Source organism: Flavihumibacter petaseus NBRC 106054 (assembly GCF_000974785.1).
Lineage (GTDB): Bacteria > Bacteroidota > Bacteroidia > Chitinophagales > Chitinophagaceae > Flavihumibacter > Flavihumibacter petaseus.
This window is the reverse complement of the sequence record NZ_BBWV01000001.1, coordinates 1611515-1627466: the sequence shown is the minus strand read 5'-3', so window position 1 is coordinate 1627466 and position 15952 is coordinate 1611515. Positions and strand designations below refer to the sequence as shown.

18 protein-coding genes are annotated in these 15952 nt (G+C 47.4%); 8 read left to right on the top strand and 10 right to left on the bottom strand.

The features are described 5' to 3' along the window. Nucleotides 1-272 precede the first annotated feature (272 nt). On the bottom strand, nt 273-1151 hold the full coding sequence (locus FPE01S_RS06795) for a hypothetical protein (protein ID WP_046368025.1): 879 nt from the start codon (nt 1149-1151) through the stop codon (nt 273-275). Nucleotides 1152-1689: 538 nt separating this feature from the next. Next, complete coding sequence (locus FPE01S_RS06790; RefSeq protein ID WP_046368024.1) at nt 1690-1929, bottom strand: hypothetical protein; 240 nt, start codon at nt 1927-1929, stop codon at nt 1690-1692. 101 nt (nt 1930-2030) lie between these two features. On the opposite strand from FPE01S_RS06790, the gene FPE01S_RS06785 reads away from it, so the two are divergent. The 5 genes from FPE01S_RS06785 (at nt 2031) to FPE01S_RS06770 (ending at nt 5653) form a co-directional block, all read left to right on the top strand. Continuing rightward, a complete protein-coding gene (locus FPE01S_RS06785) occupies nt 2031-3164 on the top strand; it encodes a PIN domain-containing protein (RefSeq protein WP_046368023.1) in 1134 nt (377 codons plus the stop codon). Nucleotides 3165-3287: 123 nt separating this feature from the next. Further along, complete coding sequence (locus FPE01S_RS25830; protein ID WP_157473914.1) at nt 3288-3419, top strand: terminase small subunit; 132 nt, start codon at nt 3288-3290, stop codon at nt 3417-3419. Continuing rightward, nucleotides 3416-3886, top strand: coding sequence for a terminase small subunit (locus FPE01S_RS24675; RefSeq protein ID WP_083990153.1), 471 nt, complete (start codon nt 3416-3418; stop codon nt 3884-3886). Before FPE01S_RS25830 ends, FPE01S_RS24675 begins: the two co-directional genes overlap by 4 nt. 67 nt (nt 3887-3953) lie before the next feature. Then, complete coding sequence (locus FPE01S_RS06775; RefSeq protein ID WP_046368022.1) at nt 3954-4838, top strand: DUF7003 family protein; 885 nt, start codon at nt 3954-3956, stop codon at nt 4836-4838. Nucleotides 4839-5044: 206 nt separating this feature from the next. Continuing rightward, nucleotides 5045-5653: a hypothetical protein gene (locus FPE01S_RS06770; RefSeq protein WP_046368021.1), complete on the top strand. Its 609-nt coding sequence runs from the start codon at nt 5045-5047 to the stop codon at nt 5651-5653. 141 nt (nt 5654-5794) lie between these two features. On the opposite strand, the gene FPE01S_RS06765 is transcribed toward FPE01S_RS06770, so the two are convergent. The 7 genes from FPE01S_RS06765 to FPE01S_RS06735 form a co-directional block, all read right to left on the bottom strand. Continuing rightward, nucleotides 5795-6250 (bottom strand): hypothetical protein, encoded by a 456-nt coding sequence (locus FPE01S_RS06765; RefSeq protein WP_046368020.1) that lies wholly within the window; start codon nt 6248-6250, stop codon nt 5795-5797. A 145-nt stretch (nt 6251-6395) separates the two neighbouring features. Continuing rightward, complete coding sequence (locus tag FPE01S_RS06760; RefSeq protein ID WP_046368019.1) at nt 6396-6953, bottom strand: carboxymuconolactone decarboxylase family protein; 558 nt, start codon at nt 6951-6953, stop codon at nt 6396-6398. Between the two features lie 11 nt (nt 6954-6964). Next, nucleotides 6965-8176: an MFS transporter gene (locus FPE01S_RS06755; protein WP_046368018.1), complete on the bottom strand. Its 1212-nt coding sequence runs from the start codon at nt 8174-8176 to the stop codon at nt 6965-6967. 5 nt (nt 8177-8181) lie between these two features. After that, nucleotides 8182-10944 carry a TonB-dependent receptor gene (locus FPE01S_RS06750; protein ID WP_046368017.1) on the bottom strand — a complete coding sequence of 921 codons (2763 nt, stop codon included), beginning with the start codon at nt 10942-10944 and terminating at the stop codon, nt 8182-8184. Between the two features lie 160 nt (nt 10945-11104). Next, the gene (locus FPE01S_RS06745; protein ID WP_157473913.1) at nt 11105-11620 is read right to left on the bottom strand and encodes a hypothetical protein; all 516 of its coding nucleotides are present in this window, start codon (nt 11618-11620) and stop codon (nt 11105-11107) included. 94 nt (nt 11621-11714) lie between these two features. Continuing rightward, on the bottom strand, nt 11715-12218 hold the full coding sequence (locus FPE01S_RS24670) for a PIN domain-containing protein (protein WP_052955559.1): 504 nt from the start codon (nt 12216-12218) through the stop codon (nt 11715-11717). Nucleotides 12219-12236: 18 nt separating this feature from the next. Next, nucleotides 12237-13265, bottom strand: a complete 1029-nt coding sequence (locus tag FPE01S_RS06735; RefSeq protein ID WP_169749136.1) for an XRE family transcriptional regulator — start codon at nt 13263-13265, stop codon at nt 12237-12239. A gap of 175 nt (nt 13266-13440) precedes the next feature. On the opposite strand from FPE01S_RS06735, the gene FPE01S_RS06730 reads away from it, so the two are divergent. Further along, on the top strand, nt 13441-13965 hold the full coding sequence (locus FPE01S_RS06730) for a hypothetical protein (RefSeq protein ID WP_157473911.1): 525 nt from the start codon (nt 13441-13443) through the stop codon (nt 13963-13965). On the opposite strand, the gene FPE01S_RS06725 is transcribed toward FPE01S_RS06730, so the two are convergent. Next, nucleotides 13966-14910, bottom strand: coding sequence for an alpha/beta fold hydrolase (locus tag FPE01S_RS06725; RefSeq protein WP_046368014.1), 945 nt, complete (start codon nt 14908-14910; stop codon nt 13966-13968). Between the two features lie 144 nt (nt 14911-15054). Here FPE01S_RS06725 and FPE01S_RS06720 point away from each other — a divergent pair, with 144 nt between their 5' ends. Then, the gene (locus tag FPE01S_RS06720) at nt 15055-15489 is read left to right on the top strand and encodes an Xre family toxin-antitoxin system antitoxin (protein WP_046368013.1); all 435 of its coding nucleotides are present in this window, start codon (nt 15055-15057) and stop codon (nt 15487-15489) included. A gap of 2 nt (nt 15490-15491) precedes the next feature. After that, on the top strand, nt 15492-15944 hold the full coding sequence (locus FPE01S_RS06715; protein WP_046368012.1) for an RES family NAD+ phosphorylase: 453 nt from the start codon (nt 15492-15494) through the stop codon (nt 15942-15944). Nucleotides 15945-15952 lie beyond the last annotated feature (8 nt).

The window sequence follows — 15952 nt, the reverse complement described above, 5'->3', positions numbered from 1 at the left end:
ATGACAAGCATTCTGTCAACTGTGAGCTAGTTTACTGGGCAGGTGGGGCATTCACCGGTACAAACTGATGCTTTGTGATCATATTTTTTATTGTGATTTTCGGCATCGGCTTTAGCGCTGTCAATGTCTTTGTGCCATGGGCCACACCATCCATTAGGGCCATGACTACTTAGCGGCAACTTTTCATCACAAACTGCACGGTTGCTTCCAGTTGTGTTTATTAACGCAATAATTATGGCAAGTGAAATTTGAACCTTCATGTTATTGACGATTTATTGAGTTGAGCAATGTCCCCATGTAATTATTTGCATGCCATTTGGACTCGGTCCCCTTACTGTCCCCTGCCAGTCTACTGAATACCAAACTGGGGAGTCATTTCTTTTGATGAAAAATGCAAAGCGTCCAGTTGGATCTTTCCAAATCACACCGAGTAGGGCTGATTGACCATTTGGTAAAGTTGTAAAGAATCTGCCATCAGTATAGCCAGTTAAATTGTAAATACCATTTACTTCATCGGTGCAAGTAATAAATTGCCTTGGGGCTTCAGAATATACTTGATTATATTGGTAGGTGTTTCCTTCGATTTTGACTGTAGGTTGGCCGCTTGATGGAATTCGAATTTCCTGAATTTGAGATGGATCAACCTGAAGTTGTCCTACGCTGCTATTTTCGCAAACCTGGTTTCCAAATGTTGAGACAAACCGAGTGATTTCATTTGATGCAATCGGACTTCCGGTTTCGGCGATAGCATATTCTGAGAATCCATTAGCAATTTCTTCGGCCAGTCTGAAGCAATCGTCGTCTTTAAGGAGACCCATTTGTTTCGCTGACTTAGCAGCAGTAAGTGCTTGGATGAACCAAGGATGAGTGAACACAGTAAGGTTGCGCCAGTTTGTACTTCGAAGGGCTTGTTGTGCTAATTGCTTGGTTTGCTCAAATGAACTCGGTAAATTTCTAATGATTGTTGTTGTTGGATTTAGAAGCTGAGATGCGCCAGAGTTTGGTGCAATTTGTTGTGCAACTTGGGATCCCGCCCATCCCGCCACACCAAATGGATTTGTAATTGCTCCAATTACATCGGGTATTTTGAATTGAGAGTAAGCATTTTGTGAGATTAAAAGCAATATTAGAAGGTTTGATTTTAGTTTCATTTGATTGCATTTTTGTAGAAGTTAACTTGGTTGCTTATCGACTGCATTGTAGGCGGATAATTGCTATGGAGGTGTCTTAAGCAACAGGTGCTGTGTGGGTCTCATAGTTGCATCATTAATGAGACAAAGTTCAACAAGTTGATATTTCAGATTCCCCGTATTATTCCCCTTGACAAAATCAACTAATTTTCGTATTATTTTGAGGACGGAATAGCAGAAAGCCCACCACAGTGCGACAGCGATGGGCGGGCTGACTGAAAAACCAATGTGATTGGTTAAGGAGCAATGGTAAAGCCTACAGCTTATGATTTTGACAGAAGGCCTTGCCCGCCCCTTAATATCAGCATCGCCAAAGTCGTACCAGGTCGCGGGCTGGTCCGGGAATTGTATCACCGATGTATGACCATCATAGTATCAGATACAAAGCCAAGCCCGGGGCTCCGGACGTTTCAATTACTATTCGCCAGTGGATGGATGACAAAACTCAAACGATTGATATTAACATCCCCGCAGGTGAACATTTAACTGTCATTATTGGCTAAGATTTATTTTCCTTTTCGCTAGCTGCAATTGCTTCATTAATGATGGAGTTATATGGCTCAAGGTCGCCGAGCTCTCGTGGAGTATATTGTATAATACCATACCCCGCTTTGAAAGGTATTTTTACATTGGATGGTGTTGTAACCTCTCCCTGGTATTGATAAGGGTCCTCATTGTGTTCTTCCAATGATACGCGGGTAACAATTCCCTTGTCGTCATGAATGTAGTTGTATGCCATAATTTAGCAAACATCGCAAATATTGTCTTCAGTATCATCCGTATTAGTCCCCTTGACATTATAAGAAAATAGTGTTATCTAGCAATTTCCAAAAACAAAGAATGAAAGGCACATTTTCATCATTTAATAAATTAGACCCTAATGGGTTCAGCGAGTTATGGAAGACTTGCTATTTTGCATTCGATACAAATGTCCTTTTGAATCTCTATCGGTATTCTAAGATTACCCGAGATGAGATTATCAATGCTATAGGCAGTCAGAAAGGGCGGCTATTTTTACCTCATCAAGTTGGCCTGGAATTCCATCGAAATAGATATGATATAATTGCAGGTCAAATTTCCACTCTTGAAGAGAATGCGAAAATGCTGCAAACCGTTTTAGGAAAGTTCGATTCAAAGTTTGCAAGTCTGTTCCTTGAAAAGGGAAACGAAAATAATCTCCGAGAGGCACTGAACAATGCAATAGCTGATCTTCAACGTCAACAGAAGCAAGTCGAAGAGTTATTAAAGAAAGATGAAATATATGATATCGTTGTAAATATATTTCCCGACGAAATTGTGGGGCAACCATTTGATGACAAGGCATTGGAAGTAATATACAAAGACGGTGAGCGGCGATATACGGAAAAAGTTCCTCCCGGCTACGCCGACGCAAAAGATAAATCGGACAAAAGAAAATATGGCGATTTGATTATTTGGCATCAACTTGTCGATTTTGCGAAAAGTCAGAAGCGGTCAATAATATTCGTTACTAATGATATTAAGGAAGACTGGATTTGGCACGGGACTGTTCGAAGTATGAAGCACGGAACGCGATTTGAATTGCGTGAAGAAATGAAAGCAAAAACGGGCGTTGATTTTCATCTTTGTAATACTGAAATGTTTCTTAACTCAGCTAGAATATTTTCCGGTACAGCCGCTAGTTCCAGAGCTATTGATGAGATCGTGACAGTAGAACAACAAGGAATTGTAATAGAAAATGATGGAAATGAGAAAAAAGGTGATCGGCTCTATAACTATTTAAGAAAAACATACCCAGGGCGAAGCGACGACCTTTTGCTAACGACGTTGAACAGGCTATTTAACCTAAAACGGGGCCTCTATTTGAGTTTGGATGAATTATCCAAGAAGGAGGTTCTAACTATCGCCGATAAAAATCAAATTAAGGACACGGAAGCTCAATTGGCAAGTGTTGAGGAAAGAATAGCTGATTTAATGGAGAAACTGAAAGGTTAGAGGTAAGGGTTGAACGGAATCTGGTCCTTTGTTTCAATGGTCTTCCTTTAGATGGATACACCACTTGCCTTATTTTCAATAGATTTGCTTTGCATTGATTCATAATAGAATCCAGCAAGACATATGGCAGCACCTAAAGGCAACCAGTTTTGGAAACTCCGTTCCAAACACGGCCGAGATAAATTGTTTTCCACTCCTGAACTCATGTGGGAAGCCGCCATCGAATACTTCGAATGGTGTGACAAGAACCCCTGATAGAGATAGACTTCAAAGGCAAAGACGCTGATCGGGTAAAACTTCCCAGGATGAGGGCGTATACCCTCCATGGCCTATGCCTATATCTAGACTGTTCCACCAGCTTTTTCAAGGACTTTAAGAAGACCCTGAAGCCCAAGGACAAAGATTTTCTCCCGATCCTTACGCGCATAGAGGAGGTGATCCACCAGCAAAAGTTCACAGGCGCGGCTGCAAGCTTTCTGAATGCAATCACCATCACCAGGAATCTGGGTTTGTCAGACAAAACTGATAATACCACCGGTGTAGATAAGCTACCGGCGCCTCAGACAACTGAAGCCCATAGAGGAAATCAGTACGTTAAAACCCTGACTCTGCCTGAGCTCCTGGGCTATTTCAATTATTTCCCGGCCATATTTACCCGCACGGATGCTTCTGAAACCGCGGATAAATTGTTGCGGCTGTCGGAAAAGCGGATAGTTCGCTAGACAGTAGAAATACGGAACAAATTTCCGGTTCTATTTTGTAAACTAGTATTCTAAACCTTTCCCTGACATGACGGAAGCTGAAATTCTCCACACACTCGATTGTTCCAACGACGGTAAGTGTCTTGCCTTTATCGAACTAAGTCAAATCTACAATGACCTTATTGATTGCAGGTTGACGGTCTTTCGGGGCACTAATGATCGATGGGCCATCGTTGCCGAAAGGTTAGGTTATGAATGGGATTCTCACCATATTAGTTCAACTATATATCATTTTGGAAACTGCCTTAAGGAAATTAAAGGCGGCAACGGCAATCCCATTAACTGGTCCGGGTTCAATCCAGTTGACGATAAAACCTATTACAAAACGAACAATGATGAATTCCTGAAACCTAAAGCAGCCTCCTGGAATGTCAGGAATACTACAATAGCGCTGAGTCGGCAAAAACAGGACTACCTTAGTGCCGGTATTACCCTGAGGGGCAGATATCCCAACAATATCCGGATGATTGACGCAGCAAGGCTGGCCGCACACCAACATCCCGGCTTGTTCCGGGCCACCGAAAAAGACCTTCGGCAATACCTGCCGGACGATATGGAAAAATTCCTGGTTTTGGACGAATGGTATCATAAAGATTTTCTCCTGATCGATATTGATAATTGTAATGCAGACGAGTTCCGCGAGCATTTTCCTTTTGTTAAAGAGTATCCACATTGGCAGGGAAAGACTGTCGATCAGTACATACGCGAATCTTTGCTGGAGCAAGCATACTTTGCCAGGAGAAACAGGGAGGCATGGGCCAACCGCCCCAGTACCTATGAAACCTGGCAGTTGATCGCGAAGGCCATCGTTGCCAACGACCCGGCGCTGTATCAGCCGACACTTGCGGCCAATACCCACTGGTCCAACTGGCCAACCTGGAATTTGAAGGAAGAACTGTCAGCGCTTGTTTAGCTGGCTAAACTATCAGAACCTAACATTTTTACTGTATATCCATGCCGACCGCTTTATAGCCGCCGATGACCTGGTGTTCAGTGAGCAATTCAACACGTTTTCGCTAAGGGCAGGCTGCAGGATCCTCGGTAGCCGATAAACGTATATAGCCCTCTAAAATAACAAACCAGGTACAGGCGTTATTCTGTCCGACAAATTTTCAATTCATGAAACGATCCAGGTTATTTCCATTGTTATTTGCCTTCGCCCTTCCTCTGACGAGCTTTGGCCAGGATACCATAGTACTGAAAAACAATCTTACCGTCCTCGCTAAGGTCATGGAGGTGGAGGATTTAAAAATCAGGTATAAAAAGTTCGACAACCTGGACGGCCCCCTTTATTCCATTGATAAAAATGAGATTCTTGGTATTCGTTATAGCAATGGAACCAGTGACATCTTCAATGCAGCGCTTTCAGATAAGAAAGCCACCCTGACGAAAGAGGAGTGTATCAAACTGATTAAAACGCCAAAAGTGAACGTTTTTGTTTCCGGGCAGGATACTGCTTCCATCATACATGCAACGCGTGCATTAGAGTACGGTACAAACTGGAACCTGGTAAAAGAGAAATCATCAGCGCAGGTTGTTGTCCGATTTGCTTTCGTCAGTATCGGACTGGGGGACAAGAAAGGAAAGGCACAATTCCTGGATCCCAATACTGATGAACTGATATTTGAAACCGGCGTGGTAAACACAGCAATGTCCTGGGATATTAATACGAAAAGAGGGGTAATCGACAAGATTGTCAGAAAGGAAATCAAGCCACTCCTTAAATAAAAACAATAGGGTATAATCACAAACGACAAGGCACATTCCGGCTAGCCAGAAAAAGAACCATAGATGTAACTATTTCCATTTTGGAAATAGTTGGTCAAATAACCTATTGCTGTGACAGGCACACCAATTTATTCAATTGAGTTATAAGATCACAACTGGATCTCTTGCAGTCGTCTTCATTTGACCGTGAATCACTTCCCGATAAAGGGAAACCAATTTTAAGGCTTTGACAACCTCCAAAGGGCTAAACCAATAGTGACGGGTATTTTCTGTTTTCTGGAATGAATTCAGCTCATCGACACCAATCACATCACCCTTGCTTTTGAAAAATGCTTCAACTTCCTTTAAGACAATGTCAAACTTTTGTATGTCTTCCGCATTGCCAATAAAATCGTCCATTCCAATCGTCAAAAAGCCTACAAAAAAGCCCTGGCTGCAATAGTAAATATGATCGCGAATCGACCCTTTTAACCAATCAAAATTTTGTCCTGCATTATTATCTATAACCTCTACGAGAGCCCAGCAAAATACTTCATGATCGGCATCATGAATCCAGAAGCCGAAATGATAATCTACACTTACAAAGCTGGTTGCCATTTACACTATTATGGTAGAGGCCGACTACCGTTGTTTTATTGGTATAAACGGCATCCTAACTTCGTTTGCAACTACTCGAATAATTCGAGTAGTTGCACCTTCTAACTATACGTCAGTTTTAATTCGTTCCTTTTATTACCACCCATCACTCCCCCACGGGCTTCACGCTTCCAATATACCCCGCCTCCGCGCGCATGGGGGCGCGGTCGGTGTAGACCTGCAGGTCCTGCGGGGCCCAGGTGCCGAGGCCGTCGACGTAGCGGTTGAACATGCAGAAGGCGGCGGCGATCAATACGGTATCGTGGATCTCCTTGTCGGTAGCACCGGCGGCGCGGGCCACTTCGATCTGGCTGGCCTGCACGTGGCGCCCGCCTTTTTGAACAGCGCCAGCGATAGACAAGAGCGCTTTCATTTTTATGGGCAATTCCGATTCCATGAAATGCTGCTTCATGTTCTCAATGGCCTCCATGCTGCAGCCCAGGTAATGCCCCGCCATCGCACCATGTACATGCTGGCAGAAATAACAGTCGTTCAGGTAAGACACATAACTGCCGATCAGCTCCCTGTCGCCCCTCGACAAAGTATTGTTCTCGCTGTGCAGCAGGATCTCCGCCAGCTCATTCAGGGGCTTCGCGGTCTCCGGACTGTACGCCATCGGCCCGCGGATGCCCGGTTCCTCATTCTTCAAATCGATATATGCCATAGTCGCATTTTTTATTTTGGTTTCACAAACAATACCGTCACGAGTCCCAGCAAAAAGATCATCGAAAATACCAAAAGGGCGTTACCGAAGCCACCCATCGCCGACACCAGCACGCCCACAAACAATACGGCAATGCCCGTGAACAACCGGCCCACATTCAGCGAAAAGCCGGTGGCCGTGGCACGGATCGGCGTCGGAAACAACTGCGGGATATACCCTGCCAAGATACCCATATTCAGGCCAAAGAAAATGGACAACACCCCGATCTCCAGGTAGATCAGCTGTGAGAATACACTGTTGCTCTTGAACAGCACAAAGGATAAAATGGCACAGGTGGTGAACCCGATCACCATCGACCGCTGCACGCCCATGGCCTTCACGATCCAGCCGGATATAAACCCGCCGACCAGTCCCCCCATGCCCAGCAACATCATGGACAATCCCCGCGCTTTCTGGGCATCGGCCCCCGCATCTGCGCCCGTGATCAGGCCCTGGATCCAGGTGGGCAGCCACGAAAAGATCGCCCACAAACTGATCAGCATCGTGCCATAGATCACGGCACTGCCCACCAGGTCTTTCCGGTGGTCGCCGGTAAACAGGGCTTTGAAACTGTTGCCGCCCCGCTGCTCCCGTGCTTCTGCTGCCAGCCAGCCTTCCGATTCCCGGATCGTGAACCAGCCGATCACGGCCAGTGCAATGGGGATGATCCCCACCATAAAGCCCTCCCGCCAGGAAGAAACCAAATAGTTGATCAGTCCCGCGGAAATGATGCCCACCGGGAAGGCAATCGACAGGATTCCGATCACGATGCCCCGGCTCTTTGCGGGCCACACTTCACTGAGCATGGTATAGGCCAGTACGGCCACGCCGCCGACCCCGAAGCCACTGATGAACCGGCATACAACGATGCCGGTCCAGTGATTCATTTGTCCAGTCAGGATGGTAAACAGCCCATACGTGCTGATGGTCGCGAGCAGGGCCCGCTTCCGGCCGATCCGGTCGCCGATCATCCCCCACGCAAATCCCCCGATCGCCCATCCGAAGATGAAGATCGAATTGATGTACGCACTGAGGGTATTCAGGGCGGTGCCTGATTCACCAGGCAGTTCCCTGACCACTACTGGGAGGTACACCGACATCAGCGTGGAGACGGTGCCGCCCAGCGCACTGCTCAGAAAACTGATCGCAAATAAGGCCGCCAGGTTGATTTTGGTAACTTTCATATCGATCAGTTGAAGAGATCATCAATGGTGAGGCTCACATAATATACCCCGCCGATGGTGGGGGAACCGTACGCGGTGGTGATCATGTTGTTCAGCAGGTTGCTGGCGCCGATCTTGATCATCGATTTCAGCTGCGGCAGCTTCTTGTTGATCTGCACATCGATCAGAGAATATGCGGTTACCGGGCCGGGACGCATGCCATTGAAGGGTCCGTACCAGTCAAAGGCATCCTGCCAGTGCCAGTTGGCATTGAAACCGAAATTCCGGTACAGGTTGGTGTTGCCGATATTCAGGTTCGTGCTCCATTTCGGGGTATTGAAGGGCGCCACCTTGCTGGGATCCGCATCTCCGAGGATAAAGCTGCTCCAGGTCACATTGCCGCCCACGGTAAAGCCGCGGTTCAGGTTGTAGGTGAGTCCCAGTGTTGCGCCCTGGCCGGAGGCTTTGTCCGAAGCATTGGTATACAGCTGGAAATTCTGGCTGCCGCCGTTCAGCAGGTCGGCGGCCGCATCGGTATTCACTTCGCCATCTGCCATCACCGGGTGGCTCGGCCGCGCCACCACTGCATTCAGGATAAAATTCGTGTAGCGGCTGTAGTAATAGTTGACGTCCACATACAGGCGGTTGCCGATCATGGCCTTGTAGCCGACTTCAAAGGCGCTTTGCTTTTCCGGTGTGATATACGGGTAGTGGGATTGTACGAGCTTCGACTTATTCGCTTCAATGGCTTCTGCCTGGCTCATGCCCCCGGCAACGGAAGCCTGCACGCCTGCAGCATATTGTCCTACGGATGCTGCCGTGAAAGAGTTCTCATACACGTTCATGCCCTTGCTGTTGTTGGGCACACCACCCAGGATGGTGATCGGTCCCGCATTCAGCTTTATGTACTGGTCGATGGGCGTGGGGTTCCGGAAACCGGTCTGCACGGAAGCCCGGAAATAGTGGTTCTTCATCACTTCATACACCGCACTGAACCGGGGCGTGAAACTTCCCTTGAAGTTTTCGTTTTTGTCGTACCGCACGGATGCCGTCAGTTTCAGTTTATTGTTGAGCAGTTGTTTCATCGCCTGCACGAAGGCGCCGTATTCCTTGATGGTGATCTTCTGGTCCTTGTCATCGATCAGGGTGCCGTTGGTATTCATGTCGTACATCCGGAAGCTGCCGCCTGCCAGGAGGTTCACGGCTTTGACCTGCGTGAATTCATACTGGCCGTCGGCATGATAGAATTTGTTGTGGCTGTAGATGCCGGCGCCCTGGGTGCCGTACCGTTTGGTGACAGCGTCTTTGGTCTGGTTGAAGGCAGGTGTGTTGGGCTGCATCCTGCCGTCGTCGGCGAAGCTGCGGGCGGCGTCATGATTGGCTGCGGTGATGCCTTCCACGGTGCCGTTATAGGCCGCTGCATAGCGGGTGAACCAGGTCTGGTCGGCCTTATCCGGCGTCACTACATTGCCGTCGAGGTCTTTCACCCAGTAGCGGTTGATGAATTGTCCCAGGGTACGGGTATTGTAGCCATTGTCGCAGATCTCGCCGGAAGAGTAAGCGCGGATAAAGGAGTTGTTGTGGCGCAGTTCGATCCGGTGGGTCTGCAGCACGAACCCGTTGACATTCATCCTTGCGCTGCTGGTAAAGGCGGCGAGGGCCTGGGCGCGGTTGTACTGGTAGATCAGGCGTAGGTTGTTGCCGAATTTATATTGCAGGGAGACGCTTCCCTTGGCGCTGTAAGTGTTGTAGTTCATCAGGTCTTTTTCCTGGTAGCCGGTGCGGGCCACGAGCCCGATGCCGGGCAACACACGCGCAACCTCATCGCCGTAGATGTTGAGGCCATCGTAGCCGGGGTTTTTGGGACCGCGGTTGGCCGGTGGCGTGGCGGCGCTGATATCCGTATAGTCGTGGGCGTACCAGTCGAGCCCGTTGAAATACCCGAAGTTCACCTTGAACGCGAAGCGGTCCTTGAACAGGGATTTCGCATAACGCATGGCGATATCGTTCACGGCCTGTGCGCCGGCCATGGGATCGTTCACATGGTTGATGCCTGTTTTCAGGTAGAGGGATAAGCCCTGGTATTTGAAGGGGTCTTTGGTCTGTATGCTGAGCATGCCATTGAAGGCCGAGGGGCCGTAGAGGGCACTGGCGGCGCCGGGGATCAGCTCGGCGCTTTCCACATCGATATCGGGTACACCGAACAGGTTGCCCATCGGGAAATTGAGTCCCGGTGGCTGGTTGTCGATGCCATCGATCAGCTGGAGGAAGCGGGCATTGGACGTGCCGTTAAACCCGCGGGTGTTGACGGTTTTGATGCCGAGGCCCACGGAAAACATTTCCATACCCTTAAGGGATTGCAGGCTTTCGTAAAAACTGAGGGAGGGCACTTCGCGCACCGCCTGGTAGTTCATTTTTTCGATGCTGACGGGCGATTGCAGCAGGTTTTCGCGGGATCGGGACGCGGCCACCACCACTTCGTTGAGGGCGGATTTCTGTTCGAGTTGTACAGTGATGGGGGTGGAGAGGTCGGTTACCGTGATTTCCTGGTCGGCGAGGCCGGCGCTGGAAACGATAAGGGTCAGCGGTAGTTTGAGTTTGGAAGCGTCGAGGGTGAAATTGCCTTTCTCGTCGGTGATGGTGCCGTTCATTTTTCCTTTGACGACGATGCTGGCGCGGGCGAGCGGTTCTTTTTTGTTGCCCGTGATGGTGCCTTTGATGTGTTGGCTTTGGGCCATGGTGCTGGCGCATAATAGTATGGCCAGTACCAGCGTAGTACAAAATTTCATAATGGTCAGTTTGCCTGGTTTGTTGTTGCTATAATATCAGATGGGAAGGCACATGCGGCGGTTGTTGATAACCGGCAGTTGCCTGTTCTCCGTTCCGGGAAAAGTTCCCGGACAGCATAATGGTTTAATGATTTGTTTGAGCCGATGAAATGGACTGGGGTCAGGCGACGAATTCAGGCGGCAGATCGATCTGGCCGGTAAAGCTGGCGGGAATTTTTTCCTGCAGAAAACCTGCGTGTACTGGAGCGGAAAGTGCAGGTGGATAGAGCACTACATCCGAGTGCCCGGAAGAATATTGGGGGAAGTTGACTTCTTTTTTGGCGGTGTTGTTCTCTTTCTTGTCTGTGTCAAAATCATTGGCGGACTTGCCATAGTCGGTTTTGGCGAGGTGGAGCTGGTCTTTTTTCCGGTTGGGCAGACACATCAGGAAGAGGGTGTCGCGGGTGATCTTCCGCTTGACATAGCTGTGGTGGTTGCCGTTGATGGTGATTTCGCCTTCTATCGGTTCATAGCTGCCCCAGGAGTTCAGGTAGGGAACCTGGATCGGCACTTTGATTTCTACGAGGTCCTGGTCGTTGTAGTGTTGGTTGTCGATTTCCCGTTCGAGCTGTTGGGTGGATTGGCGGGAGAGGTATCCAAAGAGCATGGAATAACCCGCCAGGTTGAAGGCGTGCACACTAATCAGTATAATGGCCAACAGTTGTTTCAGCGTATGCGAATAAAATTAAATGTAAACAATTTGAAGGAATCAGAAAATAATATAGGACGAATCACTTGCTCCAGTCATCAAGGCGACGCTGGCATTCCGCAGCGGGTAGCCTTTTGTTGTGTTTCATGAGTTCGTTCAGGTAGCGATGTGCATCGGCTGACGATATTACAGCATAACCGACGAGTTGATCAAAAATCCAAAGTACCCCGCAAACTTCTATTCCCTTAGCTTCTGATACTTTTCTGAGGACTCTATCGCCCGACAATAATAGGGCTCCAGTTTTTTGCGAGTAGTATAATGTTGACCAATCCTGCAAAGACAAACGGCCATCTTCTTCACCCATCAATTGAATTTCTAATAGTTCAACTTCCGAAATCTCTATAATAGTGAACTTACCCGATTCAATGTATCGCCGTAAAGATTTCACCTGGTGATCATTCAATTCAGTTTCGAACACCAGTTGTGTAGTGGAAAACAGGAACTCCAGTTCAATGCAATGCGTGAACAGGTCGATCTTAATGAGATCAATCAAAATGTTCGCATCCTGGATGGCAACTCTTTTCATGGGATATGGGATATCGCATCAGGCAGCTTCAAGCTTTTCCCGGAAATCCGAGAGTTTCATACCAGCGAGGGCAGCAGCCTTACTCATGCTGACAACTTCCTCTGCGGCTAACCTGAAAACAAGATGTTCAAAACGATAACTTTTTTCACTTCCGGCAAAACTGCCCAGGCCTTCTTCTTTTTTATTAGAGGCTATGGTCTTCCAAAAACGATCAACGCCGCTCTTGTCAATGATCCCCTTGAATTGTGCCCGCATCATGGCCGCCTGAACAGAAATACCAAACTCTTCCTTAATGCTTACCAATTCACCAATGGCGATATTGTTCCTCTTTTCACCCAGGTGCCTTTCCAATACATTATCCGGCAACAGCATTGCACCCGCAAACAGGTTACAAATTCTCTCCTGGTCGATTTCAGCATCCATATTCAAAACAAGATGCCCTAATTCATGTAACGCGGTGAATCGTTTTCTCTCTACGGTAAACTGATTGCTGATAACAACAACTGGTATATCATTTACAAATGTGCTTAATCCATCAAAGGATTCTGGCGCATCAATTGCGATAACCCGCACACCATTTTCCTCCAGCATTTCAATTACATTCGGTATCGGGTCATGACCCAGGTTCCATTTTGAAATAAGTTTCAATACGGCATGATCCACTTCTGACTCATCAGCGATCTGAATATTCCCGATCGGGTTTTTAAATCTGACCTGAATGTTTAACAGCTGTTCCACTTCAAGATATCTTTCCAGGAACTCTTTTACTTTTTCTTTTATGCTGTCTATCTCTTTACTGCCGAGCCTTGCTTTTTTTCGGAACGCAATGGGCCCCAATTCAATGGACTTGCGCAAAAAATAGTCCGGCCTTAAACCCAAAGCCTTCGATAATGCAATTAATACTTCACCAGTAGGATGCATCAATCCCGATTCATACTTGTGTAAAGCCTGTTTGGAGATAGAAACAGGAATATTATCTGCCAATTCCTGCAGTGACCATCCCTTCATTTTACGGGCAGATTTGAGTCTTTCAGCAAATGCGTTCATAGAATTCATCATTAAGGTGAAGCGGGTGGTTGACAAAAGTACATATTATTTAGTATTTGTCAACCATGCCGCCCATGTTTTTAACCCCTTCTGAAACGGGGAATTTCCCCCTTGACAGCAGCCGGGGTGTTTTGTAATCTAGCGCTATCAACCCTCACCGCTAAACCCCATTCCAATGCTACTTCGCAACACCATTCTGACAGCCTTGTGCCTGGTCATTGCCATGGCAAACACTGCGTTCGGCCAGCAGTCCAGGTCCTTTAAACTGGATGCGGGCGCTGCAGGAACCATTGCCCTGTATGAGGGAGATCCGAACTGGGCGTATGGCGCCTTTGTAAAAGGGTTGTGGCCTATCGGGAAAAAAGACAACGCGCTTGTTGGCGGAATCGACTATGACCGCTTAAGTGAATTGTACGGTGATGAGCGCTATACGTATAAATTTTTTCTCGGCTCGTTTGGCTTCAGGAAAACCCTGAATCCTTTCTTCATCGAGTTCAAAGCGGGTATCGGCGTCACCAAAGAAGGGAATTACACTTCGGCAACCGGGTTTGTGGGTATTGAACCGGGTGTACAACTCAACTGGGTGGGATTATCCCTATGCTACCGCCTGATCACCGCCGATGACCTGATTTACGGTGAACAATTCAATATGTTTTCGCTCAGGGCAGGTTTCAGGATCCTGGGAAACAGGAAACAATAGTTATTTCACGATGCTGAGGATGGTTTGCTGAAATTTCTCCGGCTCATCCTTGTGGATCTGGTGGCCGGAATTTTCAAAGAGAAACAGGTCTTTCTTTGGGGCTTTCAAAAGCTGGTAATAGGCTTGGGTGATCGGGGTCGATGTTTGAATATCATTTTTCCCCACGAAAAAATAGACCGGGCAATCCACTTGTTTCAGGGTTTGAGGCAGATCGATATGCATCACCTCGTTCCATACCGGCGACCATGTTTTTGACCACTGCAGGAAGAACTTTTTAAACTCCTCACTGGCTGCTTTCTTGTTTCCCTCTTTATAAAAAAGCCATTTTCTCAGGTAGAACAGGTCCATGTCATTTGAAAAGGGAATATTCACCGCTGCCAGCTCACTGCTGGCCTCCTTGTTTTCCTTAAAATAATCTTTCAGGGTGCTGAGCAGCGCTGTTTCACTCGCCAATTGACTGACCACGGGATTTACTGCAAAATAGGCATGCAATACTTCCGGGTGTTGTTGAACGATAGAGAATCCTAAAACATTTCCCCAGGAGCTGCCCAGCAGGTAGATCTTTTCCTGGTGCAGCTCTTGTTGAAGGAAACGGATCACCTGGTAAGTGTCGTTTTCCATCTGTTTTACTGAAGGCTGTGTGGGCGAGGGATTCAGTTTCAGGGTCTTTCCCGCATCGCGCTGGTCCCATTGAACAAGGGTGAACCTGCTTTTCAACAGGTTAGTAAACGCGCCTGCATTGTTCATCATGGAACTTCCGGGGCCTCCGGAAAGAAATAGCAGTACCGGTTTGCGTGCGTCATCCGTTTTGATTTCGATGGCTTGTTTTATACCGCCGATCTCGGGGGTGAGCAGTGTGTCGATGCTGCCGGCAGTTTGCGCAGAACAAAATAAAAAGGGAAACACGATTGCGGAAAGGGCCAGCAGGGGGTATTTTTTGATCATGGGGGAACGTGAGTGCGTAAATGGGAGCACAAGATAAGCAGTATTGGTTTTCAAGCATATATAAACATTTAAGACAGATAAAAGGAAGAATTACCTGTTGGTGACGGCAATTATTACCTAGCTTTGATAGGGTAAAACAAGCCTATGGCCACCACTAAAAAGAAAAAGGAATATGACTTACTGGATAATATTCCGGCAAGTATTGATGATGGCGAGATCCTGAACATCCTGAATGACTCCGATGTCAACTGGCAATATGTGGCGGCCATCAAAAAAAATACTGAATTCACAGACAATGTCATTTCTGACTGGCTGAATGTCAGTGTCAAAACCTTCAGGGAATACAAGAAACCCAACAGTGCATTTAAAGCGAATGTCAAGGAACATGTGGTGTTGCTGCTCTCGCTGATGAAGCACGGCAAGGCTGTTTTTGGAAGCACCAAAGCCTTTGATGAATGGTTGAACCGGGAGAATTTTTACTTCGATCATAGAATTCCCATGACGTTCATGAACACGATCACCGGAATCAAATTTATAGATCACCGGCTCACTGCTATGGAATATGGCGATAACGTTTAGGCATGGAGGTGTTCAGAATTGTTAAAGAAGAATATTCAGAAACACTTTCCTCGTCTGGCAGTGCGAATCGCTGGAACCGTGCGGGGCAACTGGTTATTTATACCGGCGCTTCCCGTTCCTTATCGTCGCTTGAACTGGTCGTACATAAAGGTGCCATCCTGCCAACAGTCCGTTACAAAGTATTGGTCATTTCAATTGCGGACGATGATCACCTGGTTCAGCAAATCAGGAAAGACGAGCTGCCCTATCACTGGCGAACTATGGCAGCGTATTCTGCCTTGCAGAAAATTGGATCTGACTGGTATAGCCAACAACGTTCCCTGTGTTTGAAGATCCCTTCTGCCATTGTACCGCAGGAGTACAACTATCTCATCAATACAGAGCATCCGGCATTCATAGATAACGTGCGGCTGGTGAGGACGGAAAATTATTTCTGGGATTCGAGGCTGCTCTAAAAATACCA

Coding starts and splice junctions, on each gene's coding strand:
- FPE01S_RS06795 (WP_046368025.1), bottom strand. CDS start 1,151: ATGAAACTAAAATCAAACCTTCTAATATTGCTTTTAATCTCACAAAAT.
- FPE01S_RS06790 (WP_046368024.1), bottom strand. CDS start 1,929: ATGGCATACAACTACATTCATGACGACAAGGGAATTGTTACCCGCGTA.
- FPE01S_RS06785 (WP_046368023.1), top strand. CDS start 2,031: ATGAAAGGCACATTTTCATCATTTAATAAATTAGACCCTAATGGGTTC.
- FPE01S_RS25830 (WP_157473914.1), top strand. CDS start 3,288: ATGGCAGCACCTAAAGGCAACCAGTTTTGGAAACTCCGTTCCAAACAC.
- FPE01S_RS06775 (WP_046368022.1), top strand. CDS start 3,954: ATGACGGAAGCTGAAATTCTCCACACACTCGATTGTTCCAACGACGGT.
- FPE01S_RS06770 (WP_046368021.1), top strand. CDS start 5,045: ATGAAACGATCCAGGTTATTTCCATTGTTATTTGCCTTCGCCCTTCCT.
- FPE01S_RS06765 (WP_046368020.1), bottom strand. CDS start 6,250: ATGGCAACCAGCTTTGTAAGTGTAGATTATCATTTCGGCTTCTGGATT.
- FPE01S_RS06760 (WP_046368019.1), bottom strand. CDS start 6,953: ATGGCATATATCGATTTGAAGAATGAGGAACCGGGCATCCGCGGGCCG.
- FPE01S_RS06755 (WP_046368018.1), bottom strand. CDS start 8,176: ATGAAAGTTACCAAAATCAACCTGGCGGCCTTATTTGCGATCAGTTTT.
- FPE01S_RS06750 (WP_046368017.1), bottom strand. CDS start 10,944: ATGAAATTTTGTACTACGCTGGTACTGGCCATACTATTATGCGCCAGC.
- FPE01S_RS24670 (WP_052955559.1), bottom strand. CDS start 12,218: ATGAAAAGAGTTGCCATCCAGGATGCGAACATTTTGATTGATCTCATT.
- FPE01S_RS06735 (WP_169749136.1), bottom strand. CDS start 13,265: ATGAACGCATTTGCTGAAAGACTCAAATCTGCCCGTAAAATGAAGGGA.
- FPE01S_RS06730 (WP_157473911.1), top strand. CDS start 13,441: ATGCTACTTCGCAACACCATTCTGACAGCCTTGTGCCTGGTCATTGCC.
- FPE01S_RS06725 (WP_046368014.1), bottom strand. CDS start 14,910: ATGATCAAAAAATACCCCCTGCTGGCCCTTTCCGCAATCGTGTTTCCC.
- FPE01S_RS06720 (WP_046368013.1), top strand. CDS start 15,055: ATGGCCACCACTAAAAAGAAAAAGGAATATGACTTACTGGATAATATT.
- FPE01S_RS06715 (WP_046368012.1), top strand. CDS start 15,492: ATGGAGGTGTTCAGAATTGTTAAAGAAGAATATTCAGAAACACTTTCC.